Genomic DNA, 21,604 nt, shown 5'->3' on the forward strand with positions numbered 1-21,604 from the left:
CCACCGGGGGGGGGGGGCGCGAATAAGCCGCCGGCCCGGTCCCCGGGGGGCGCCGCGGAGTACCCCCGGGGGGCGGGGGTCCCCCCCCCGGGAGGTCTACCTCGCGCACACGGGTCTACCTCGACCTACGCCGACTCCTAGAGGTTGTCGTCCGCCCACACCGCCAGGGCGTCGCGCACCAGGCGTGCCCCCTCCGCCCCGCCGTAGTTCGCCGCGAACCGTTCGTCGGCCACGTACATCTCCCCGAGCCCGACGACGTACTCCTTGACCGGCGCCGAGCCGTGCCCCGGGGTGCCCGGGATCCCGCTCAGCCACTCGACGTGCCGCTGCGCGAGGGCCTGCGCCTCGTCGCTGTCCGGGGCGACGCCCGCCGCCGCGGCCGCCGTCCAGTCCGCCCCCAGGCGGCGGGTCCGCTCCTGGTTGGCCGCCTTGTCCTGCGCGGACAGCCCGCGCCACCAGGCGTCGCCCGTCCGGTAGGCCTCGGCACCCCAGCGCTCGGTGACCTCCGCCTCGTGCTTCGTGTGGTCGAACCCGTCGAACATCTCGTCCGCCATGAGTCGCCCACCTCCTTCCATGGTCGTGATGGTGTGCTCGACCGACGCGATCTGTCGCGCCAGCCGCTGCTGCTCGGCCCGGAGGGCGTCCAGGTGGGTGCGCAGGGCTCGTGCCTGCGCGACGGGGCGGGCGTCGCCCGTCTCGTCGTCCCGCCCCAGGATCTCGGCGACGGCCGGGAGACCGACGCCGAGGTCCCGCAGGAGGAGGATCCGCTGGAGCCGGACGAGCGCGGGCCCGTCGTAGTACCGGTAGCCGTTGTGGCCGACCCTGCTGGGCGCGAGCAGCCCGATGTCGTCGTAGTGACGCAGCGTGCGGCTCGTGGTCCCGGCGAGGCGGGCGATCTCCTGGATCGACCAGTCGGTCGCGGGCTCCGGTGTGCGCGTGGTCATGCGCTCCTCCCATCGTGGGGTGCTGGACGCCTCGGGTGAGGCAGCAGGAACGACCCTAGAAGTTGACGCTACGTCAAGGTCAACCCTGTTTCTCGGCCGGGTCCGCGCGGCCGGGTCCGCGCGCCCGTGCCGCTCCCGCACACCCCGCACACCCCGCTGCCCGACGGCGTCACTGCCCTCGCAGCACCCGCGCCAGCTCGTTCGTGGTCGTCACGACCCGGAGGGCACCCGCTTCCTCGAGGTCGCCCGGCACGGCGTAGCCCCACGAGACGCCGACGCAGCCGATGCGGTGCGCGGCGGCCCCGAGCACGTCGTGCTCCCGGTCGCCGACCATGACGATCTCGTCGCGCGGCGGCAGCCCGGCGGGGGACCCGCCCAGCGATGCGAGCGCGTGCTCGATCACGTCGGCCTTCGAGCCGCGCGTCCCGTCGAGGGTCGCGCCGTAGACGCCCTCGACGAGGGGGTCGATCCCGAAGTGCGCGGTGATGCGGCGGGCGTAGACCTCGGGCTTGGACGTCGCGACCGCGAGCCGGACGCCCGTGTCGCGCGCCGCCGTCAGGCACTCGAGGATGCCGGGGTAGAGCGAGTTCTCCATCATGCGCCCGGCGGCGTAGACGTCGCGGTACGCCGCGACCGCCTCGGCGACCCGGTCGGCCGGGACGCCGTGCAGCGCGAACGTCTCGGCGAGCGGCGGTCCGACGAACAGGCGCAGCGCCTCGTCGGTCGGGGGATCGATGCCCAGGGTCGCGTAGGCGTGGCGGACCGAGGACAGGATGCCGGGGGCCGAGTCGGTCAGCGTCCCGTCGAGGTCGAGGAGGGCAAGCCGGTAGGGAGGGGTCGCAGTGGTCACGTGATCGATTCTGCCGCGCGTCACAGGCCGGCCGGCGCGTGCCGCCGTCGCTGCCGCCGCGGCGGAGGCTTCCCGGCGAGCAGAGGGCCCGGAGCCTCGACCTCGACGCAGGCCCTCTATCTCGGCGCCTCGACCGCGCCGATCTCCTCCTCCCACACGAGCCACTTCTCCTGCACGGCCCGCTCGACGTCGACCCCCTGGGCCCGCGCGAGCAGCAGCAGGTGCGCGAGGACGTCGGCGACCTCGGCCGCGAGCGCCGCCCGTGCGCCGTCGGGCACGCCCTCCGTCGCGACGCGCGGCCGCGTGCGTCCCGTGGCGGTGAGGTACGCCTGCGTGAGCTCGCCCATCTCCTCGGTGAGCTTGAGCACGAACCAGTCGGGGTCACGCTCGATCCCGAACTTGTGGGCGTAGAGCGCGGACACGGCCTCGACGCGCTCGGTGAGCGCGGGCAGCGTCAGGCCCGACGGCGCAGGCTCGGACGGGGTGCGCGGCGTCGCGGTGGTCATCGCATCAGTCAAGCACCTGCCCCTCCCCGACGAGACCCCGCACCACGCGGTACGACAGGTGCGTGACGAGGTGGTTGCTGCTCACCGGGCCGGCCTCGACGCGCAGGCCGCCGAGCCCGTCGAGCAGTCGCTCGCCCGCGCCCAGCAGCACGGGCGCGACGTGCAGCCCGAACTCGTCGACCAGCCCCGCGGCGAGGTACGCCCGCATGGTCGAGGCGCCGCCCGCGATGCCGACGTGCCCGTCCCGCGAGGCCGCGAGCGCCTGCGACAGCGCGGACTCGATCCCGTCGGTGACGAAGAAGAACGTCGTCCCGCCCTCCATCACGAGTGGTTCTCGCGGGTGGTGCGTGAGCACGAACACGGGTGCGTGGTACGGGGGTTCGTCGCCCCACCAGCCTCGCCAGTCCTCGTCCCACGGGCCGCGCCCGGGGGCGAACATGTTGCGGCCCATGACGAACGCGGTGGGGGCCGCGACGGACTCGAGCGCTGCCGTGTTGGCCTCGGGCTCCTCGAACATCCACCGGTGGAGCTGCTCGCCGCCCTCACCGAGGGGGTTCTCGAGGGACTGGTGCGGCCCCGCGACGAACCCGTCGAGGGACAGCCCGACGTCGAACGTGACCCTGCCCATGGCACTCACACCGACTTCCTGGTCCGACGGATGCCGACCCACAGGCCGACTGCGCACGTGACCGCTGCGGCCACGACTCCCCACAGGACGGTCGTGCTCGCGAACGTCCCGCCGAACAGGGCGCGCTCGGCGTCGACCATGTAGGTCAGGGGGTTGAACTTCGCGGCGGTCTGCATCCACGACGGCCCCGCCTCGAGCGGCAGCATCATGCCGGACAGGATGAGCAGCGGGAACAGCAGGGACTGCTGGACGCCCCAGAACAACCACTCGCGGTTCTTCGCCGCGAGCGCGAGCGCGCAGGACAGCGCCCCGACGCCGACCCCGAACAGGCCCAGGAGCGCGAGCCCTGCGAGCGCGTGCAGCGGGTAGAACGTGAACCCGAACGGGATGCACACGAGCGCGATGAGCAGGCCCTGGACCACGAGCGGCGCGAACTCCTTGAGCGCGCGTCCCACGAGGATCGCGGACCGGGAGAGGGGGGTCGCGAGGACGCGCTCGTACGAGCCGGTCATCATCTCGTAGAGCAGGTTGGAGCCCGTCATGGAGGTCCCGAACAGGGAGATCATGACGATCACGCCGGGCACGAACCACTGGAGGGTCGCGGCCGTGGACCCGCCGGGCCCGCCCATGCCGCCGCCCACGGCGCCGGTCAGCAGCGGCCCGAACAGGCCCAGGAAGATCAGCGGCTGGAGCAGAGAGAAGATCAGGGTGAAGGGGTCGCGCAGGACCAGGAGGATCTCGCGCGTGAAGACGGCCCAGGTGTCGCCGAGGAACTTCGCGGCCCCCGAGCGCCCGACGTCGGAGCGCCGGTCGGTCGCCTGCCTCGCGGTGGTCGGTGGTGCGGTCCGGGTGTCGGTCCCGAGGTTCGTCAGGCTGCGCTGCCCGGTCCCCGGGCCGGCCTCTGGTCCGGTGCCCTGGCTCTGGTGGTCGTCCATCATGCCGCCTCCTCGCGCAGGCTCCGGCCGGTCAGGTTGAGGAACACGTCGTCGAGGCTCGCCTGCTTGAGCCCGGCCGACCGGACCGAGAGGCCCGCCACGCGCAGGGACTCGATCGCCTCGGGCAGGCGGTCGGCGCCGTGCGCCGTGGACAGGGTCACCGTGACGTCTCCCCCGGCACCGACGGTCGCGTGGAGCTTCCCGTCCTCGGCACCGTCTGCACGGTCGGCGCCGTCGGCACCTCCCGCCCCGGCCTCGCCCACGACCCGGGCGAGGGCTGCGCGGACGCGCGTGACGTCGTCGGGCACCTGTCCCTGGGACGTGGACGTCCCGGTGACGACGAGCGTCACGACGTCGTCCGCGTGCTCGCGCTTGAGCGCGGCCGGCGGGGCGTCGGCGACGATCGTGCCGTGGTCGATCACGACGACGCGCTCGGCCATGGAGTCCGCCTCGTCGAGGTAGTGCGTCGTGAGGACGATGGTCATGCCGTACCGCTCGCGCAACGCCCCGATGTGCTCCCAGAGGTTCGCGCGGCTGTGGGGGTCGAGACCCGTGGTGGGCTCGTCGAGGAACAGCAGCGGCGGGTGGTTCATGAGCCCGAGGGCCACGTCGAGGCGGCGACGCTGCCCGCCGGACAGGCTCTGGACCGTGCGCTTGCCGAGGCCCTCGAGCTCGAGCGCCTCGAGGAGGTCCGTGGCCCGGCGCTGGTACTCCGAGGCCGCCATGCCGTAGAAGCGGCCCTGGTTGTGGAGCTCGTCGGCGACCCGGTAGGAGAAGCCTCCCCCGTTGCCCTGGCCGATGTACCCGATCCGCGACCGGACCTCGGCGGGCTGGGTGCGGATGTCGAAGCCCGCGACCTCGGCCCGGCCCGCCGTGGGTTCGAGGAGGCTCGTCAGCATGCGCAGGGTCGTGGACTTGCCTGCGCCGTTCGGACCGAGGAACGCGACGAGCTCGCCCTCGCGGACGTCGACGTCGATGCCCTTGACCGCCTCGACCACCTCCTTCTTGCGATGGAAGGTCTTGGTCAGCCCTTCGGTGTGGATCATGGCTCACGCCTCTCGCGTACGGTGTACTGGAATCGGTTTTCACGCTAGCATACGGTGTACGGGAATTGAAGGTCTCCCGGCACAGCGCGGAAGTGGGAGGATCAGGCACCATGGCCAGCAACACCGTCGCCCCGGTCCCCTCCGACGGGGTGGACTCCGCCCGGACCCCGGACTCATCGGCCGACGTGCCGCTCGACGCGCCGCCGACCCCCGAGGGCGACGCACCCGAGGGCGACGCCGCCCCGGACCCGACCGACCAGGTCCCCCGCCCCGCCGACGTGACCCGACGCCTCGCCCTCCTGTGGGACCCGCCCGCACCGCCGACCCGCGGTCGCAAGGCGCGCCTGACGCTCGACGAGGTCGTGACCGCCGGGATCGCCGTCGCGCAGGAGGTCGGCCTCGACGCGCTCTCGATGCGCCGCGTCGCCGCCCGCCTGGACATGGGCGCGATGTCCCTCTACACGTACGTGCCCGGGCGCACCGAGCTCGTCGACCTCATGATCGACCGCGCGTTCGCCGGGCTCGACCTCCCCGCGGCCGACACCCCCTGGCGTGCAGGGCTGTCGGGCTACGCGCACGCCGTGTGGAGCCTCTACCAGCACCACCCCTGGATCCTGCAGACCAACATGTGGCGGCTCCCGCTGTCCCCGCACGTCCTCGACGCACAGGAGGCCGGCCTGCGGACGCTCGTCGACACCGGGCTCCCCGCGGACCAGGTCGTCGAGATCCTCGGCCTCATCGACGCGTTCGTGCGCGGGGTCGCACGGGCGGCCGTCGCGGAGTCGGTCGAGAAGGACGTGAGCGGCATGAGCAGCGACGAGTACTGGACGTCCATGAGCAGCTTCTGGGCCGACTGGTTCGACGTCGAGCGCTACCCCGTGATGACCCGCATCTGGGAGGCGGGCGGGTTCGACACCCCCACCGACCCGTTCGACGCATCCCTCGACCGGCTGCTCGACGGCGTCGAGATGGCGATCGACCGGGCCCGCGAGCACCCCTGACCCTCCCCCGTTGTCGCAAGCTGCCGAGCAGCGGGGCTCGAGAACGGGGTTGAGGTCGCTCTGGCGCTCGTAGCGGCCCGAACCCCGTTCTCGACCGCACGGACGGTCGACCGCAGGGTCCGCCGCGCGCCCGTCGCCCCCGCACGCTACGTTCCGAGGACGAGGCCTGCGACGCCCCACGGACCCGCTGCGGGGCCGGCCCGCGAGGACGGTGGATCCCATGACCGAGCAGGACGAGTCCCTCACCGGACGCACCACCAAGATCGCCCGCCGCCTGTGGGGCCTCGCCTACCTGCGCGGGGCCCTGTTCCTGCTGATCGGCGTCGTGCTGTTCGTCGCGCCGGACCGCGGCATCCAGTGGCTCACGTGGCTCGTCGCCGCGATGGCGGTCCTCCAGGGGGTCCTCTTCCTGGTCGAGGCCGGGCGGCAGCGCAAGAACGGCGAGGGCGCGGTGTGGCGCTGGGTCGTGGGCGGTCTGAGCATCGTCGTCGGTCTCGTCCTGGCGTTCTGGCCCTCGGCGAGCGTGACCCTCGTGCTGCGGCTCGTCGGCGTCTGGGCGCTCGTCGCGGGGCTGATCGGCCTCGTCGGGGCGCTGCGCGCCCGCCGCACGCGCGAGCCCGGCTGGGACTGGGACCTCGCGACGGCTGCGCTGTGGGTCGTGTTCGGCGTCCTGGTGCTCGTGAGCCCCGTGACCGGGCTGCAGACCATCACGGTGCTGCTGGGCCTGTACCTCGTGGTCACCGGGGTCGTGATCCTCGTCGCGGCGTTCGCGCAGAGCACGGCCGCGAAGGACGCCAAGGCCGCGCTGGCGGGCTAGCGGGCTAGCGGGCTAGCGGGCTAGCGGGCTAGCGGGCGCACCGTCGAGAACGGGATCGAGGTCGGCATCGGCGACGGACCGACCTCCACCCCGTTCTCGGCACCGAGGTCCTACCAGGCGTCCAGGTGCCGGTGCTCGTGGCCGGGCGGCGGCTGGTACTCGGCGTGCGGCGCGGGCTGGAGGTAGGTGCGCGCGAACGCGAGCGACGCCGCGAGGTCCTCGTAGCGCTCGGCGGCCGTGCGGGCGCGGCGCGTCGCGATCTCGACGACGACGTCCCCCTCCCAGCCGCGGCGCACGAGCTCACCGAGCACCTTGTCGCACGGTTGCGTACCGCGCCCGGGGACCATGTGCTCGTCCTTCATCGAGTCGGTGCCGTCGGCGAGGTGGACGTGAGCGAGCCGGTCGCCGAACACGTCGAGCAGGTCGAGGCTGTTCTGGCGTGCGACGGCGGCGTGCGAGAGGTCGAGCGTCACGGCGTCGTAGGGGTGGTCGGTCGGGTCCCAGCCGGGCAGGTAGGCCTGGACCTCGCGCTTGCGCCCCCGCCAGGGGTACATGTTCTCGACCGCGACCGTGACGCCCGTGGCGGCGTTGAGCTCGCGCACGTGGTCCGCGAAGCCGCGCGCGTACAGGCCCTGCCAGCGGAACGGCGGGTGCACGACGACCGTCTGCGCCCCGAGCTCCAGCGCCAGGTCGACGGTCTGCTCGAGCTTGGGTCCGGGCAGGCGCCCCCAGACCCGCTGGCTCACGAGGAGCGTCGGGGCGTGGACGCTGCGGATGGGGACGCCGACGTCGGTCGAGAGCTTGGTGAGCGCCTTCGCGTCCTGCGTGGTCGTGTCCGACCAGACCATGACCTCCATGCCGTCGTAGCCCAGGTGGGCTGCGGCCTCGAAGGCGAAGGGCGCCTTGCGCGGGTAGACGCTGGCGCTGGACAGCGTGACCTTGATCCGGGGCTCCCCGCCCCTGCCTGCTTCACCCCCCTGGGCCTCGCCCTGGAGGGGCGGCTGGGCGTCGGGCGTCGTCGCTTCACGCATGTCCGACACCCTAGTCCCAGCGGGTGAGCGGTGTTCGCAGGGTCGTCCTGAGCACCCTCCGAACTCTGGCAGGATGCTGCTCGACCGAACCGCCCGGAGCACTGGAGTGCGCATGGATCGTCCCGACGCCGCCTCGCCCTCGACCGTCGGCACGACGCGTCCGGGCTTCGGCCCGGACGACGACGTCATCCTCTCGACCGACACGGACGACGCCCGCGCGCTCGCGGCCCTGGAGTCGCTCGTGGCGTACCTGGAGCAGGACTCGGCCTGAGAGCGGTCGCGCGGCGGGTCCCGTCGCCGCTCCCTGCCCGACGGCGCCGCTGCCGTCCCTGTCGGAGCCTCGCCTCGTGCGGGGGCCGGCCCAGGCGCCGCCCCCCCTTCCGCGCCCAGGCGCCGCGCCCGTCCGCGTCGGGCCGCTGCCCGCGCCCACCTCGGCTACAGTGGACTGGTCTATACCACTTCCAGAGGGAGCACGTCATGGAACGAACCGTCACCGTCGCCATCGCCGAGGGACTCCACGCACGCCCTGCGGCGCTGTTCGTGGCCGAGGCGGGCAAGCAGCCCGTCGCCGTGACCCTCACCAAGGAAGGTGCCGAGACCGTCGACGCCGCGAGCATCCTCGGCGTCATGACGCTCGGCGCGGCAGCAGGCGACCAGGTCGTGCTCGCGACCGAGACCGACGGTGCGGAGGCCGAGGCGTCCCTCGACGCGCTCGCCGAGTTCCTCGGGCGCGAGACGGTCTGACCCTCTCGTCCTGGCGCCTCTCGTCCCGGCGCCGTCACCGAGTGTGACGTTCGGGCTGTCCGGAGACGGATCGCACGACCCGAACGTCACACTCGGCGGCGACACGAGACCGACGCACGACAGCAGACGCACGACAGCACTCAGCCCGTGCCCCCTCGGACGAGGGGGGCACGGGCTGAGTGCTGCGTGACGGACGGTGAGGCAGCACCGTCCGGAGGGCTACAGCCCCAGCTCCTCCAGCACGGGCAGCTGCGCACGGACCGCGTCCCGGGCGGCCGACGCGGTCGGCGCGGCCACCGCGATCCTCGCGAGCTCCACGCACTGCTCGGAGGTCGTCGCCGCGAGGACCGCCGCGACGTCACCGAGCGCGCGCGGCGTCATCGACAACGACGTGACACCGAGGCCGACGAGGACCGGCGCCAGGGCCGGGTCGGCCGCAGCCTCCCCGCAGACCCCGACCGGGCGGCCGTGCTCGGACCCGCCCGCGCACGCAGCGCCGACGAGCGAGAGCACCGCGGGCTGCCACGGCGTCGAGAGCGCGGCGAGGTCCGCCGTCTCCCGGTCCGCCGCCATCGTGTACTGGGTCAGGTCGTTCGTGCCGATGCTCGCGAAGTCGACCTGCTCCAGGACCCAGCGCGACTGGATCGCCGCGGCGGGGACCTCGATCATGACGCCCGCGGTCGCCAGGCCTCGCTCACGGCAGGCCGCCGCGAACTCCTGGGCCTCGTCCGGCGTCGCGACCATGGGGGCCATGACCCACACGTCGGCCTCCTCGGCCGAGGCGGCCTGAGCGATCGCGTCGAGCTGACGCGTCAGCACCTCGGGGTGGCGCACCGCGGTGCGCAGCCCACGGACGCCGAGAGCCGGGTTGGGCTCGTCGTCGGCCGTGACGAACGGCAGCGGCTTGTCGGCGCCCGCGTCGAGCGTGCGGACGACGACCTTGCGGCCCCCGAACGCGCTCAGCACGGCCCGGTATGCCGCGACCTGCTCGTCGAGCCCGGGCTCCTCGGTGCGCCCCAGGAAGCAGAACTCGGTCCGGAACAGGCCGACCCCTTCTGCCCCTGCGGCGACCGCGGCCTCGGCCCCTGCCGGGTCCGCGACGTTGGCGAGGAGCTGGACCCGGACGCCGTCGGCCGTCCTGCCCTGACCGTCGAACGCCCGCGGACCACGGGGGCGGTCGAGCACGCGCGCGACGTCCTCGGGCGACGGGTCACGCTCGATCGTGCCCTGCGAGCCGTCGACCAGCACGGTCTCGCCGTCGGCGAGCTCGCTGGCCTGCGGGGCCGCGACGACCGCCGGGATCCCGAGCGACCGGGCCAGGATCGCGGTGTGCGACGTCGGGCCTCCTCCGCTCGTGACGATGGCGAGGACCCGCGCGGGGTCGAGGGTCGCGGTGTCCGCGGGCGCGAGGTCGGTCGCGACGAGCACGAACGGGTGGTCGAGGTCCGGGACCCCCGGCGCCCGGCGGCCCGTGAGGGCTGCGACGATGCGTTCACGCACATCGCGGACGTCGCCCGCGCGCTCGGCCATCATGCCGCCGAGCGACTCGAGGCGAGCCGCGAGGTCACCGGCCGCCTCCCACACGGCCCGCTCGGGGGTGGTCCGCTCGTCGCGGACCTTGCGGGCGGACTCCTTGGCCAGCGTGGTGTCGGCCGCCATGGCGGCCGTGACCGTGAGGACCTCGACGGCGGTCCCGGTGGCCCGCGCGGCACGTGCCGCGAGGTCCGCCTGGACGCTGCGGACCGCGTCGTCGATCGCGGCGACCGCCGCCTCGACGTCCGCATCCGGGCCGAGCGTCGCCGCAGCGGGCTCGGGCACGGGGGCCGGCATCGTCACGACGACACCGGCCCCCCGCCCGGGGCTGACGCCCACACCGTCGAGGACGGAGGTCACCTGCCGCCTCCGCCGTCGGCCTTGGCCCCGGAGTCTCGGGCATCGAGCTCCGCGGGAGACAGGTCGGCCTCCGCGGCCTTCTTCTCCTCGGCGACCAGGACCGGGTCGGCGGTCGGGTCGGCGCCCACCGCCGCGTCGTCGTCCTCGCGGCCCGGCGTGCGCAGGTTCCACTTGGTGATGACCCACCGGAACAGGAAGTAGTAGATCACCGCGTACCCGAGGCCGATCACGATGATCCACAGGGGCATCGTCGCGATCCGGAAGTTCAGGATGTAGTCGATCGCGCCGGCCGAGAAGCCGAAGCCGGACTTGATCCCCAGGGCGTTGACGAGCGCGAGCGAGGTGCCCGTGAGGACCGCGTGGATCGCGTACAGCGGGTAGGCGACGTAGACGAACGCGAACTCGAGGGGCTCGGTCACGCCGGTGACGAACGCGACGAGAGCGGCCGAGCCCATGATGCCGCCGATGAGCTTGCGGTTCTTGGGCTTCGACGTGTGGATGATCGCGAGGGCGGCCGCCGGGAGGGCGAACATGAAGATCGGGAAGAAGCCGGTCATGAAGGTGCCGGCCGTGGGGTCGCCGTGCAGGAAGCGCGCGATGTCGCCGTGCCAGACCGCGCCGCTCGCGTCGGTGTAGCTGCCGAACTGGAACCAGGGCAGCGAGTTGAGCAGGTGGTGCAGGCCGATCGGGACGAGCAGGCGGTTGGCCGTGCCGTAGACGAACGCACCGAGGACCGTGGAGCCCGTGACCCAGTCGCCGACAGCTGTGAAGCCCGCGTCGAACCAGGGGTAGATGAGCGCGCCGACGACGGCGATGAGGACCGCGGCACCGGCGGTGACGATCGGCACGAAGCGGCGGCCGCCGAAGAAGGCCAGGTAGGGCGGCAGCTTGATGCGGCTGTACTTCTGGAACATGATCGCGGCGGTCAGACCGATGACGATGCCGCCGAGGACGCCGTAGTTGATGAGCTTCTGCGCGGGCGGACCGGTGATCGCCGCCGTCACGAGGTCGAGGAAGTTGCCGTCCTGGGCCGCGGTGATGGCGTCGGGGTTGGCCCCGGCCAGCCACTCGGCGGGGGTGTCGGGCTTGCCCAGCACGTACGGCGAGAGCGCGTCGCTCACGCCCTTGAACACCAGGTAGCCGATGACGGCGGCCAGGCCGGTCGAGCCGTCGGCCTTCTTGGCGTAGCCGACCGCGACACCGACCGCGAAGAGCAGCGCGAGGTTCGCGAACAGCGCGTTGCCGGCGGACGCGAACACGTCGGCCACGGGCTGCAGCCAGGGGAAGGTGCCCGCGGCGCCGTCGGCGCCGAGCATGTCGGCCTGCCCGAGGCGCAGCAGCAGCGCTGCGGCGGGCAGGGAGGCGATGGGCAGCATGAGGGATCGACCGACCCTCTGCAGCTGGGCGAAGCCGGGGATCCCCTTCTTCACCTTGGGTGTTTCGGCCACGGACGTCATGTTCACTCCTCGTTGATCGGGTGCATCCGAGGCCGTCGGACCGCACCGCTTGAACTGGGAACTGCCTTGATCACGACGCCGGCCCGGACTCTGGAGCGCGTCGTTGCTGTAACCCGAGCCATCGCCACCGTCTGTGGTGGGATAGTTGTCTGGACCACTTGCGGACAGAGTGGTCTAGACATCATGATGTGTCAAGCCCCGGCAACTCCGGGGCGACCGAGAGCGAGGAACACGTGGCAGCGACGACGCAGGCCAGAGCACCTAAAGGTGGGCACAAGCACCAGATCGTGCGCGCCTACCTGAGCGACCTCATCGCGAACGAGCTGTCCATCGGCGACGCCGTTCCCTCCGAGCGGGTGCTCACCGAGAAGTTCGGCGTCTCCCGCATGACGGTCCGTCAGGCTCTGGACGCGCTCGTGGCCGACGGGGTGCTCCAGCGCGAGCAGGGTCGCGGGACGTTCGTCGCCCCCCAGCACACCGACTTCGAGATGCGCCTGACGACGTTCGGCGAGGAGGCCCGACGGCTCGGCCTCGTGCCGAGCACCCAGGTCATCGACAGCGACACCCTCGCTGCCGGCCGGGTCGTCGCCGAGGCCCTCGGCATCGCCCCCGAGGACCGGGTGCACTACGTCGAGCGCCTGCGCTTCGCCGACGGCACCCCCATGGCCGTCGAGCGCGCCTGGGTGCCCGTGGCGCTCGCCCCCGACCTGCTCGACGACGGCGTCCCGGACAGCCTGTACGGCGCGCTGCGCGAGCGCGGCCACTCCCCGACCTGGGGCGAGGACACGATCATGGCGGCAGAGGCAAGCACCGCCGAGCAGGCGATCCTCGCCATGACGAGCGTCCGGGCGGTCCTGCGCGCGCACCGCAAGACCTACTCGGACGACGGCGCCTGCATGTACTCGCAGATGTGCTACCGGGGCGACCGGTACTCGGTCGTCGTCCCGCTCCGCGAGGCCCGGCCCACGATCGTCCCGCGGCCTGCCCCCGCACCCGAGCTCGACGCGGAGCCCGTGCCCCTGGTCGCAGAGGCAGCAGAGGCGGCGGAGACCGCATGAGCCCCACGACCGGCACGACCGACGCCGTACCCACGACCCACGCACCAGAGAGGATGCAACGATGACTGCAGCCGATGCAGCACGGGCCGCCGCGATACTCGCCGGCCTCGGCGGGGTGAGCAACATCGAGGAGATCGACCCCTGCACCACCCGACTGCGGTCGCTCGTCAAGGACCCCAGCCTCGTCGACGTGGCCGCCCTGCGCGCCGCGGGCGCCTTCGGGGTCATGACGACCGGACGAGTGGTCCAGGTCGTCGTCGGCCCCCAGGTCGACACGATCGCCTCGGACCTCGCAGACCTCATGTGACCCCGTGCCCGCGGACCGCGGGCACCTCGACGTACGTCCGCACCAGCACACGAAGGAGCACGACATGAGCAAGGCAGAGCAGATCCTCAAGGGCCTCGGCGGGGATGCCAACATCCTCGACCTCGAGCCCTGCATCACGCGTCTGCGCGTGGAGGTCGAGGACCCCACGCTCGTCGACGACAAGACCCTCACCAGCGCTGGTGCCATCGCGGTCGTCCGGACGGGCAACGCGATCCAGGTGATCGTCGGTCCCGAGGCCGACAACCTCGCCTCGGACATCGAGGACCTCCGTTGACCGCTGCGCCCCTGACCGTCCTGGCGCCCGTCACCGGGACCGTCGTCGCCCTCTCGGACGTCGACGACCCGGTGTTCTCGGCGGGCCTCGTCGGTCCGGGTACCGCGATCGCTCCCGACTCCGCCGAGGGTGGTCTCGTGTCGGCCCCGATCAGCGGCACGATCGTCAAGGTCCACCCGCACGCGTTCGTCATCAAGCACGACAGCGGCCAGGCCGTGCTCGTGCACCTGGGCATCAACACGGTCCAGCTCGCGGGCGAGGGGTTCACGCTGCACGCCGCGCAGGGCGACGTGGTGCACCAGGGCGCGACCCTGGTCACGTGGGACCCGGCAGCGATCGAGGAGGGTGGCCGCTCGGCCGTCTGCCCGGTCGTCGCGCTCGAGGGCAAGCCCGACGCCGTCACGCCTCTGGCCCCGGTCGGGACCTGGGTCGCGCGCGGCGAGGACCTGCTGATCTGGGAGTGATCTGCCGTGTCAGGACGAGCGTGACCTCGAGGTCACGCTCGTCCTGACGTGTCCGGGGCCCGGGACCGGGCCGTCCTCGGCCCGGTCCCGGTCCTACGCCTGCACCTGTGCCCCCGCGACTCAGCCGCGCAGCGGCAGCGTCAGCACCCGCTCCGCAGGCTCGCCAGGACCGGCGTCACCTCCGGTGCCCGCCGGTTCCGACACCACGACCCGCACCGGCACCCCCCAGTCCTGCTGCGCCAGGTGGCACGCGGGGAACACGTCGGGGTCGGGCGTCCCGGCGTCGAGCAGCGGCACGACGTCGCACGACGCGGCCTGCGCGGTCACGTGCAGCACGCCCTCGCCCACCGCGGGGTTCACGACCAGGGCTCGGAACAGGTCGGTCCCCGTCCCGGCGCCGTCGAGCAGCAGCTCGGGGGGTGTCGCGCTCACGGTCAGGCGCGTCGAGGGCCCGTAGCGGTCGTCGAGCTTCTGCCCCGGCGCGGGCGAGAACGGCACGTCGAGCCGCAGCTCCCCGGCCACGACCTCGGTGACGGGTCGCTGCGTGCGGTGCGCGCCGCCGTCGAGCAGCTCTCCTGCGAGCGTCGCCGGGAGCGCGACGCGCGTGATGCGGTGCGCCGCCGACTCCACCACCAGCAGGTCGACGCGAGCCCCCGCCTCGGCGACGTCCCCGGGCGCCCACGGCTCCCCGTCCACGAGCACGACGACGTCGCTCGGCTCCGCGAGGCCCGTCGCCAGGGTCGTCACCTGGCCGACGCTCGCACCAGAACCATCGTGGCCTGGAGTGCTCGCTCGTCCTGGCACGGCCGGGGGCGCGGGCGGGACGTAGCGTCGGACCGCCCCGTTGTAGGTGTCGGCGACGACCACGCTGCCGTCGGGCAGCGTCGCGACCCCGAGCGGGTGCTGGAGCAGCGCCTGGTCGGCGGCGCCGTCGCGGTGCCCGAAGTCGAACAGCCCCTGCCCGACGGCGGTGCCCACGTCTCCCTGCGTCGTCCCGGCGACCGGGGTCACCACGCGCAGCGCCGACGTCTCCGAGTCCGCGACCCACACGCGCCGGTCCGGGCCGACTGCCAGCCCGGACGGCTGCGCGAACCAGGCGTCGACGAGCGGACCGTCGAGCAGACCTTCGTTCATGGTGCCGCCGACGAGGGCGATCGACCCCTGCTCGCCGTCGAAGGCCCACAGCGAGTGGTTGCCCGCCATCGCGACGAGGAAGGCCCCCGCCTGCTCGACCCAGGCCACGTCCCAGGGCGACGACAGCTTCTGCAGCACCGCGCCGCCCGTGCTCTCGATCGACGCGGGCAGGCCCGCGGGCCTGGGCTGCTCCGGCGTGTCCGCACCAACGAGGACCGTGAGACGCGACCCGAACGGGCCGTCGACCTCGGCGTGCGTCCCACCGACCGGCGCACCGCCGTCAGCGGCCACGAGCACGTTGTCGACACCACCCACCATGTACTGCTGCCCGTTCCCCGCGACCGTCGTCACGTGACCGTCAGCGAGCCGCACCCCGCGCAGCGCGTGGTTGACCGTGTCCGCGACCAGGACGTCGTAGTCGAGGTACGCACGCAGCTCGGTCGGGACCAGGCACAGCCCGTTCGGCTCGCTGAACCGTGCGACGTCGGGCCCGCCGTCGACGAGCCCGCGCTCGCCGGAGCCGATGCGCCGGACGAGCGTCTCGCCGTCGGGCAGGAGCTCGGCGAGCGAGTGGTGACCCGCGTCCGCGACCAGGAGGTTGCCCCCCGGGAGCGCGATCGCCTTGGCGGGGAAGCGCAGCGTGCCCGACGTCGGGGCGGGCGGCACGTAGACGTCCCCCTCCCCCGCGGCCACCGAACGCAGCGTGCCCTTGGCGCGGTGCTCCTCCACGAGCTCGTCGACGAGCGCGGCGAGCGCCGACGCGTGCCCCTCGCCCGCCATCTGCGCGACGACGTATCCCTCGGGGTCGATCACGACGAGCGTCGGCCAGGCGCGCGCGGTGTACGCGGACCAGGTGACGAGCTCGGGGTCGTCGAGGACGGGGTGGCGCACGTCGTACCTCTCGACCGCGGCGGCGAGCGCGACCGGGTCGGCCTCGTGCTCGAACTTCGGGGAGTGGACGCCGACGATGACGAGGTCGTCGCGGCGCGCCTCCTCGAGCTCGCGCAGCTCGTCGAGGACGTGCAGGCAGTTGACGCAGCAGAACGTCCAGAAGTCGAGGACGACGACCCGGCCCCGCAGGTCCGCGAGCGAGACGTCGCGGCCACCCGTGTTGAGCCAGCCTCGGCCGACGAGCTCGGAGGCGCGGACTCGAGGCAGGCGGGCGTGGGGGGTCGTGGAGCTCACCCGAGAATTCTGCCCTCCTGGGGGCGGTGGGTCACACCCCGGGCGGTCCCGGGGTGCGTCGCGCCTCGACGGGCTGGTCGGTCTCGACGTCGTCCCCGGCGGCGAGCGACGCGGCCGCCTCGTCGGCCGCGTCCTCCTCGGCGCGGCCCTGGATCCCGGAGACGTCGCGCAGCGGCAGCTCGGGGAGCAGGAGCGTCAGGACGAAGCCGATCACGAGGATGCAGGCCGCGAGGACCAGCACCAGGTCGACCGACTGCGAGAAGCCCTCCAGGATCGGCTGCGCCAGGCGTGGGTCGAGGTGCGAGATGAACGAGGAGTCGTCGAGCGAGGGCACGGCCCCGCCCTGCGTCATCCGCAGGATCGGGGCGTTGGCGGGGTCGCGCTGGACCGCCGGGTCCGCGAGGGCTGCCTGGAACGACGGGGACCGGGCGGCGTTGCGGAACGCGGTCGCGATGTTCCCGCCCACCGTCGAGAACAGCACCGACAGGAACACGGCCGTCCCCAGTGTCCCTCCCATCTGGCGGAAGAACAGGGACGACGACGTCGCGACGCCCATGTCCCTGACCGGCACCGCGTTCTGGACCGCGAGCACGAGCGGCTGCATGCACCCGCCCAGCCCGAGCCCGAGGATCACCGAGCCTGCCGCGATGTAGGGGAACGGGGTGTCGACCCCGATCCGCGACAGCAGGAGCACGCCGATCCCCATGAGGACCGTCCCGACCACCGGGAAGATCTTGTACCTGCCGGTGCGCGACGTGATCTGCCCGACCGTGACCGACCCGCCGATGATGCCCACCGTGAACGGGATGAGCGCGAGACCGGCCTCGGTGGGGCTCATGCCGAGCACGATCTGCAGGTAGAGCGGCAGCGTCGCGAGCCCGCCGAACATCGCCATCCCGACGACGAGGTTGGCCCCGGCCCCCACCGAGAAGGTGCGGTTGCGGAACAGCGCGAGCGGCAGGATCGCGTCCGCGCCCGCACGTCTCTCGACGAGCACGAACCCGACCAGTCCCAGGAGGCCCACGACGTAGCAGGCCAGGGAGACCGCCGACGCCCACCCCCACTGCCTGCCCTGCTCCGCGACGAGCAGGAGCGGCACGAGCGCGACGACGATGAGCAGCGCCCCCGGCCAGTCGATGCGGTGCTGGACCTTGCGCAGCGGCGGGAGGTGCAGCACGCGGCCCACGACGAGCAGGGCGACGATCCCGATCGGGACGTTGATCAGGAAGACCCACCGCCAGCCCGTGATGCCCAGGATCGTGTCGGCCCCGGCGAAGAACCCGCCGACCACCGGTCCGAGGACCGACGAGACACCGAAGACGCTCAGGAAGTACGCCTGGTACCGGGCCCTCTCGCGCGGTGCGACGAGGTCGCCGAGGATCGTGATCGCGAGCGACATGAGCCCGCCTGCGCCGAGGCCCTGGAGGCCGCGGTAGAGCGCGAGCTCGTACATCGACGTCGCGGTCCCGGACAGCAGCGAGCCGACGACGAAGATCGAGATCGCCGTCATGTAGAAGGGCTTGCGCCCGTAGACGTCGGAGAGCTTGCCGTACAGCGGGGTCGAGATGGTCGAGGTCAGGAGGTAGGCGGTCGTGACCCATGCCTGGACCGAGAGGCCGTTCAGGTCGTCGCCGATCGTCCGGATCGAGGTCGCGACGATGGTCTGGTCGAGGGCCGCGAGGAACATGCCGATCATGAGACCGCCGAGGATCACGAGGATCTCGCGGTGGCTCGGGGCGGTGCTCACGGTGCGTGCCGCGCGACGGGCGGAGGTGCTGACCGTGCTGCGGGTGCTGCCTGCCTGGGCAGGGGTGCTCGATGACATGGGCGCCTTCGGGGGGAGCCGGCACACGGGTGCCGGACGAGGGGCCGAGCAGGAGCCCGTCGAGGGCGGGCGGTGAGAGTCGTGGCTCTGGCTGCGCCGTGCGACCGGGGTCGCCGTGCGGGACGTGGTCCGTCGATCTGCAAGGAACAACAACCGTAGCCCCGGGCAGCATTCCTCGTCAGGTGAGGAACGAGGCGCGAGAGGACGAGCGGCGTCAGCCCGCGCCCACGTGCCCCGTCACGCGCACGACCACCGCGACGCCGTCGACCTCGCGCGGCACGTCACCCGACGCGGCGGAGTCGACGACGTTGACCTGGACGCACCAGGTGTCGTCGGGAGCCTCGGTCTGCGCAGCCCCGGTCCCCCCTCGAGCAGCCTCGTCCGCGGACGCGCGCGCCAGCCCGATCCCCGTCACGCCGTCCTGGCCCGCGAGGGCCCGCTTGAGCGCGGTCTTGGCCTCCCGGGCCTGCTCGATGCTCGCCACCGGTACCACCCTCCGGCCGTCCACCGCCGGTCGAGGCGGGCTCAGCGGGCGAGCCGGGCGTCGAGCGCGGCGAGGACGGTGTCGATCGGGTTGACGTACGTCAGCCCGGTCCCATTCTCTCCCCCGGTCTCCGACCCGGCAAAGAGCAGCCCGAGCGCGACGCCGTCCGCGCGGTACACGAGCGACCCCGAGTCGCCTCCGCGCGAGAACGGCCCGGTCCCGGTCGACTCGACCTCGATCTGGTCGTCGAACCGCAGCGCGCCGAGGTCCTCGCCGTAGCCGACCACGACGTCGTCGAGCTCGATCGCGGTGACCCGCCCCGCGGTGACGGCGGTCGTCCGGCCGATCTTGCCGACCGTCTCCCCGCCGAGCGCGACGGCCGTGGTCGTGATGCGGCCCACCGGGTAGTCGAGGTCCACGTCGGGGTCGTCGAGCAGGGCGATCGCGGCATCGACGGTCGCGGTCCGCCCCCGCGCGAGGGGAACGGTCGCGGCGAGCGTCCCGACCTGGTCGGCGGGTGCGCGTCCGCCGTCGGCAGGTCCCGGCTGCACGACGGCGTCGCCCACCTGTGCGCGCGGGGAGCCGGCGAGCACGTGGTAGTTGGACAGGGCGTGCACCGCGTCCCCGACGAGGACGAACGCACCGAGAGTGCCTGCCGTGACGTCGACGTGCGCGATCGAGACTCCGGGGCGCAGCGGCCGCACCCGACCGGTCTCGCCCGCTGCCTGCGCGGTCACGACCGGCGGACGCGGGCCGGTGCCCGTCGACCGGGAGAGCGCCCGGATCCGCCCTGTCCGGCGGACGTCCACGACCGGGCCCGCCTCCGACGCGACGCGCCGTGCGATGCTGCGCACGGCCGGGACCCCCAGGCGGTAGCGGACCGCGATGCCGTACCCGCCGCCCTCGCGCGGGGCCAGGCCGAGCGCGAGCGTGGGTGCCCAGGCCTCCCGGCCGACCGGTCCTGCCGGCTCCCCCTCACCGGCCGGAGCCGCCGCGCTCGCCGTCGCACCGGCGCCCCCGCGCTCCGCGAGATCGCGCGCGAAGTCCGCGAGCTGACCCTTGATCTCCCGTGCCTCGTCCCTGTCCATGCATCGAGGGTGGCACGGCCCTCCGACACGCACGTGACGAGCATCACCGTGTCGCTGGGCTGTTCGCTTCACGAAACAGACTGTCAGGAAAACTTCTTCCGGAAAGTCGCGTCATGAATTGCCGGTTCGCCCCTCTTGAGAGGTGTACACAGTTTCTCCGCCGCGAGACCCGCGGCCCTCACCTTGAGAGTGATCATGCACCTCGACCACGCGTTCCGGCCCTCGACCGACGAGATCCGTTGCGCCATCCTCTGGGCCCTCGACCACGACCGCGCCGCCCTCGTCGAGCACCGGGCCTACGCGCACCTCAACCTGCGCAGCCCCGTGCGCCGGGCCGCGGACGCACGCATCGTGCGCCGCTGGCTCGAGGCCTCGGCGGTGTCGTCCGTCATGACCAGCTCCCTGGCCATGGCAGCCTGACCGCTTGATCGACGGCGACGACACCGAGGCCCTGTGACCGGGCTACCGGCTGACGTCGACCCACTGCGCCCCGGCGAGCTCCGCGAGCCGGCCGGGCGTGATCGCGAACGCGCTCGTCGGGCTGCCCGCCGCCGGGTAGACCGTCTCGAAGCCCTGCAACGACACGTCGCAGTACACCGTCACGGGCCCGCTGTGCCCGAACGGCCCCACACCACCGATCGGCTGCCCCGTCAGCGCGGTCGTGCCTTCGGCGTCGAGCATGCGCGGCTTGGCCCCGAACGTGGCCTTGAACTTCGCGTTGTCGACCCGCGCGTCGCCACGCGTCACGAGCAGGAAGCTGCGCTCGCCGTCGCGCAGCGCGAGCGTCTTCGCGATCTGCCCCGGCTCGACCCCGAGCGTCGCCGCCGCCATCTGGACCGTCGCGGTGTCCTCGCCGGTGTCGAGGACCGTGAGGTCCGGGGCCTGGGCGTCGAAGAAGGCGCGGGTGCGGTCGGTGCTCACGGCAGGTCTCCTCGGGGTCGGCAGGGAGCCATCATCGCGCGCGGTCCCGGTTCGCGACACCCGGTCGCCGAGAACGGGGTCGCGGCCGTCCGAAGCCGCTGAACGACCGCAAGCCCGTCCTCGACGCGGCGCACCCGCTCAGGCGACAGGCACCGCGCCCGACGGCGGGGTCCCCACCTCCGCGACCGGCCGCGGCACGTACGGCTCGCCCGTGAGGTCGGCCCGCTCGACGCGATCCAGCCGGAACCAGCGGACCGCCTCCCGCGACCGGCACCACGCGATGAGATACCAGGCGTCGGCCGTGTGCGCCAGGATCACGGGCTCGACCCGACGGGCGGACTCCTGGCCGCGGCCGTCGCGGTACCGGATCGCGAGCACGGTCGACCGGGCGAGGGACTGCTCGACGGCGCGCAGGACCTGCAGGTGCACCCTGGCGCGCGGCACGGGGTCGCCCGGTGCGCCACCTCCCGCCCCCGTGCCGCCGCCCGTCGCGTCCCCCGCCGTGCCGTCGCCCACCGACGCGACCTGCTCCGTGGCGACGCCCGCACCCGGGCGAGCGGCGCCGTCGGGCAGCGAGGCCGCGCGGTCGGAGGTGCCGCCGTGGTCGATCCACACCCTCGCCGCGAGCGCCGCCGCCCGCTCGCGCGCCTCGGGCCCCAGGGCGTCCCAGACCTTGCCCTGCGCCGCGACGGCGTCGACCGCGAACGGGCTGCCGGGCGGGAGCGCGGCGAGCGCGACCGCGACCGCGACGGCCTGCTGCGGCGTGAAGTTCACGGGCGGCAGGGACGCGGACGGGTCGAGCACGTAGCCGCCGCCCGGCCCGGCCTGCGCCCAGATCGGCAGTCCCGCCTGCTGGAGCGCCGAGACGTCGCGCTTGATCGTGCGCTCGCTGACCTCGAGCAGCCGGGCGAGACGCGGCCCCGTGGTGCCGCCGGGCCCGGCGCGGCGCAGCTCCTCGGCCACGGCGTAGAGCCGTTCGGTCTTGTTCACG

At 73.2% G+C, this 21,604-nt stretch carries 24 protein-coding genes; 9 read left to right on the plus strand and 15 right to left on the minus strand.

What is annotated here, in order from left to right:
• Positions 1 to 137 precede the first annotated feature (137 nt).
• The 6 genes from ACFVQ3_RS12955 to ACFVQ3_RS12980 form a co-directional block, all read right to left on the minus strand.
• Positions 138 to 944 (minus strand): MerR family transcriptional regulator, encoded by an 807-nt coding sequence (locus ACFVQ3_RS12955; RefSeq protein WP_387639576.1) that lies wholly within the window; start codon positions 942 to 944, stop codon positions 138 to 140.
• A 169-nt stretch (positions 945 to 1,113) separates the two neighbouring features.
• Complete coding sequence (locus ACFVQ3_RS12960; RefSeq protein ID WP_387639578.1) at positions 1,114 to 1,794, minus strand: HAD hydrolase-like protein; 681 nt, start codon at positions 1,792 to 1,794, stop codon at positions 1,114 to 1,116.
• A gap of 116 nt (positions 1,795 to 1,910) precedes the next feature.
• Complete coding sequence (locus tag ACFVQ3_RS12965; RefSeq protein WP_387639581.1) at positions 1,911 to 2,300, minus strand: pyrophosphatase; 390 nt, start codon at positions 2,298 to 2,300, stop codon at positions 1,911 to 1,913.
• Between the two features lie 4 nt (positions 2,301 to 2,304).
• On the minus strand, positions 2,305 to 2,928 hold the full coding sequence (locus ACFVQ3_RS12970) for a dihydrofolate reductase family protein (RefSeq protein ID WP_387639802.1): 624 nt from the start codon (positions 2,926 to 2,928) through the stop codon (positions 2,305 to 2,307).
• 5 nt (positions 2,929 to 2,933) lie between these two features.
• Positions 2,934 to 3,866 carry an ABC transporter permease gene (locus ACFVQ3_RS12975; RefSeq protein ID WP_387639583.1) on the minus strand — a complete coding sequence of 311 codons (933 nt, stop codon included), beginning with the start codon at positions 3,864 to 3,866 and terminating at the stop codon, positions 2,934 to 2,936.
• Positions 3,863 to 4,909 carry an ABC transporter ATP-binding protein gene (locus ACFVQ3_RS12980; protein WP_387639586.1) on the minus strand — a complete coding sequence of 349 codons (1,047 nt, stop codon included), beginning with the start codon at positions 4,907 to 4,909 and terminating at the stop codon, positions 3,863 to 3,865. Before ACFVQ3_RS12980 ends, ACFVQ3_RS12975 begins: the two co-directional genes overlap by 4 nt.
• Positions 4,910 to 5,019: 110 nt before the next feature.
• On the opposite strand from ACFVQ3_RS12980, the gene ACFVQ3_RS12985 reads away from it, so the two are divergent.
• Positions 5,020 to 5,910 (plus strand): TetR/AcrR family transcriptional regulator, encoded by an 891-nt coding sequence (locus ACFVQ3_RS12985; protein WP_387639589.1) that lies wholly within the window; start codon positions 5,020 to 5,022, stop codon positions 5,908 to 5,910.
• A 220-nt stretch (positions 5,911 to 6,130) separates the two neighbouring features.
• Positions 6,131 to 6,727: an HdeD family acid-resistance protein gene (locus ACFVQ3_RS12990; protein WP_387639591.1), complete on the plus strand. Its 597-nt coding sequence runs from the start codon at positions 6,131 to 6,133 to the stop codon at positions 6,725 to 6,727.
• A gap of 110 nt (positions 6,728 to 6,837) precedes the next feature.
• Here ACFVQ3_RS12990 and ACFVQ3_RS12995 read toward each other — a convergent pair whose 3' ends face one another.
• On the minus strand, positions 6,838 to 7,758 hold the full coding sequence (locus tag ACFVQ3_RS12995) for a sugar phosphate isomerase/epimerase family protein (protein ID WP_387639594.1): 921 nt from the start codon (positions 7,756 to 7,758) through the stop codon (positions 6,838 to 6,840).
• Between the two features lie 112 nt (positions 7,759 to 7,870).
• Between ACFVQ3_RS12995 and ACFVQ3_RS13000 the strand changes: the two genes are divergently transcribed.
• Both ACFVQ3_RS13000 and ACFVQ3_RS13005 read left to right on the plus strand, forming a co-directional pair.
• Entirely contained in the window at positions 7,871 to 8,029 is a 159-nt protein-coding gene (locus tag ACFVQ3_RS13000; protein WP_387639597.1) for a hypothetical protein, read from the plus strand.
• A gap of 206 nt (positions 8,030 to 8,235) precedes the next feature.
• Positions 8,236 to 8,502, plus strand: coding sequence for an HPr family phosphocarrier protein (locus ACFVQ3_RS13005; RefSeq protein WP_387639600.1), 267 nt, complete (start codon positions 8,236 to 8,238; stop codon positions 8,500 to 8,502).
• Positions 8,503 to 8,721: 219 nt separating this feature from the next.
• Here the strand turns inward: ACFVQ3_RS13005 and ptsP are convergent, their stop codons facing one another.
• Together ptsP and ACFVQ3_RS13015 are read right to left on the minus strand one after the other, a co-directional pair.
• Complete coding sequence (gene ptsP / locus ACFVQ3_RS13010; protein WP_387639603.1) at positions 8,722 to 10,395, minus strand: phosphoenolpyruvate--protein phosphotransferase; 1,674 nt, start codon at positions 10,393 to 10,395, stop codon at positions 8,722 to 8,724.
• On the minus strand, positions 10,392 to 11,852 hold the full coding sequence (locus tag ACFVQ3_RS13015) for a PTS transporter subunit EIIC (RefSeq protein ID WP_387639606.1): 1,461 nt from the start codon (positions 11,850 to 11,852) through the stop codon (positions 10,392 to 10,394). The genes ptsP and ACFVQ3_RS13015 overlap by 4 nt, the downstream gene beginning before the upstream one ends.
• Before the next feature lie 233 nt (positions 11,853 to 12,085).
• Between ACFVQ3_RS13015 and ACFVQ3_RS13020 the strand changes: the two genes are divergently transcribed.
• From ACFVQ3_RS13020 to ACFVQ3_RS13035, 4 genes are all read left to right on the plus strand, one after another.
• The gene (locus ACFVQ3_RS13020) at positions 12,086 to 12,910 is read left to right on the plus strand and encodes a GntR family transcriptional regulator (protein WP_387639609.1); all 825 of its coding nucleotides are present in this window, start codon (positions 12,086 to 12,088) and stop codon (positions 12,908 to 12,910) included.
• Positions 12,911 to 12,971: 61 nt separating this feature from the next.
• Complete coding sequence (locus tag ACFVQ3_RS13025) at positions 12,972 to 13,217, plus strand: PTS transporter subunit EIIB (protein WP_056644676.1); 246 nt, start codon at positions 12,972 to 12,974, stop codon at positions 13,215 to 13,217.
• A 64-nt stretch (positions 13,218 to 13,281) separates the two neighbouring features.
• Positions 13,282 to 13,512 (plus strand): PTS transporter subunit EIIB, encoded by a 231-nt coding sequence (locus tag ACFVQ3_RS13030; RefSeq protein ID WP_387639612.1) that lies wholly within the window; start codon positions 13,282 to 13,284, stop codon positions 13,510 to 13,512.
• Positions 13,509 to 13,976, plus strand: coding sequence for a PTS glucose transporter subunit IIA (locus tag ACFVQ3_RS13035; protein WP_387639615.1), 468 nt, complete (start codon positions 13,509 to 13,511; stop codon positions 13,974 to 13,976). Before ACFVQ3_RS13030 ends, ACFVQ3_RS13035 begins: the two co-directional genes overlap by 4 nt.
• A gap of 120 nt (positions 13,977 to 14,096) precedes the next feature.
• Here the strand turns inward: ACFVQ3_RS13035 and ACFVQ3_RS13040 are convergent, their stop codons facing one another.
• The 4 genes from ACFVQ3_RS13040 to ACFVQ3_RS13055 all read right to left on the minus strand — a co-directional run bounded on the left by ACFVQ3_RS13040 (position 14,097) and on the right by ACFVQ3_RS13055 (position 19,692).
• Positions 14,097 to 16,295: an NHL domain-containing thioredoxin family protein gene (locus tag ACFVQ3_RS13040; RefSeq protein ID WP_387639618.1), complete on the minus strand. Its 2,199-nt coding sequence runs from the start codon at positions 16,293 to 16,295 to the stop codon at positions 14,097 to 14,099.
• Positions 16,296 to 16,326: 31 nt separating this feature from the next.
• Positions 16,327 to 18,120, minus strand: coding sequence for an MDR family MFS transporter (locus ACFVQ3_RS13045; protein WP_387639621.1), 1,794 nt, complete (start codon positions 18,118 to 18,120; stop codon positions 16,327 to 16,329).
• A 214-nt stretch (positions 18,121 to 18,334) separates the two neighbouring features.
• Positions 18,335 to 18,604 carry a hypothetical protein gene (locus tag ACFVQ3_RS13050; protein WP_387639624.1) on the minus strand — a complete coding sequence of 90 codons (270 nt, stop codon included), beginning with the start codon at positions 18,602 to 18,604 and terminating at the stop codon, positions 18,335 to 18,337.
• Positions 18,605 to 18,645: 41 nt separating this feature from the next.
• Positions 18,646 to 19,692 carry a hypothetical protein gene (locus tag ACFVQ3_RS13055; RefSeq protein ID WP_387639626.1) on the minus strand — a complete coding sequence of 349 codons (1,047 nt, stop codon included), beginning with the start codon at positions 19,690 to 19,692 and terminating at the stop codon, positions 18,646 to 18,648.
• Between the two features lie 195 nt (positions 19,693 to 19,887).
• Between ACFVQ3_RS13055 and ACFVQ3_RS13060 the strand changes: the two genes are divergently transcribed.
• Positions 19,888 to 20,112, plus strand: coding sequence for a hypothetical protein (locus tag ACFVQ3_RS13060; RefSeq protein WP_387639629.1), 225 nt, complete (start codon positions 19,888 to 19,890; stop codon positions 20,110 to 20,112).
• Between the two features lie 42 nt (positions 20,113 to 20,154).
• Here ACFVQ3_RS13060 and ACFVQ3_RS13065 read toward each other — a convergent pair whose 3' ends face one another.
• A complete protein-coding gene (locus ACFVQ3_RS13065; RefSeq protein WP_387639632.1) occupies positions 20,155 to 20,613 on the minus strand; it encodes a YbaK/EbsC family protein in 459 nt (152 codons plus the stop codon).
• Positions 20,614 to 20,751: 138 nt separating this feature from the next.
• On the minus strand, positions 20,752 to 21,603 hold the full coding sequence (locus tag ACFVQ3_RS13070; protein ID WP_387639634.1) for a helix-turn-helix transcriptional regulator: 852 nt from the start codon (positions 21,601 to 21,603) through the stop codon (positions 20,752 to 20,754).
• Between the last annotated feature and the right edge of the window lies 1 nt (position 21,604).

The sequence above is a fragment of the Oerskovia sp. NPDC057915 genome, assembly GCF_042887685.1.
Taxonomy (GTDB): Bacteria; Actinomycetota; Actinomycetes; order Actinomycetales; family Cellulomonadaceae; genus Oerskovia.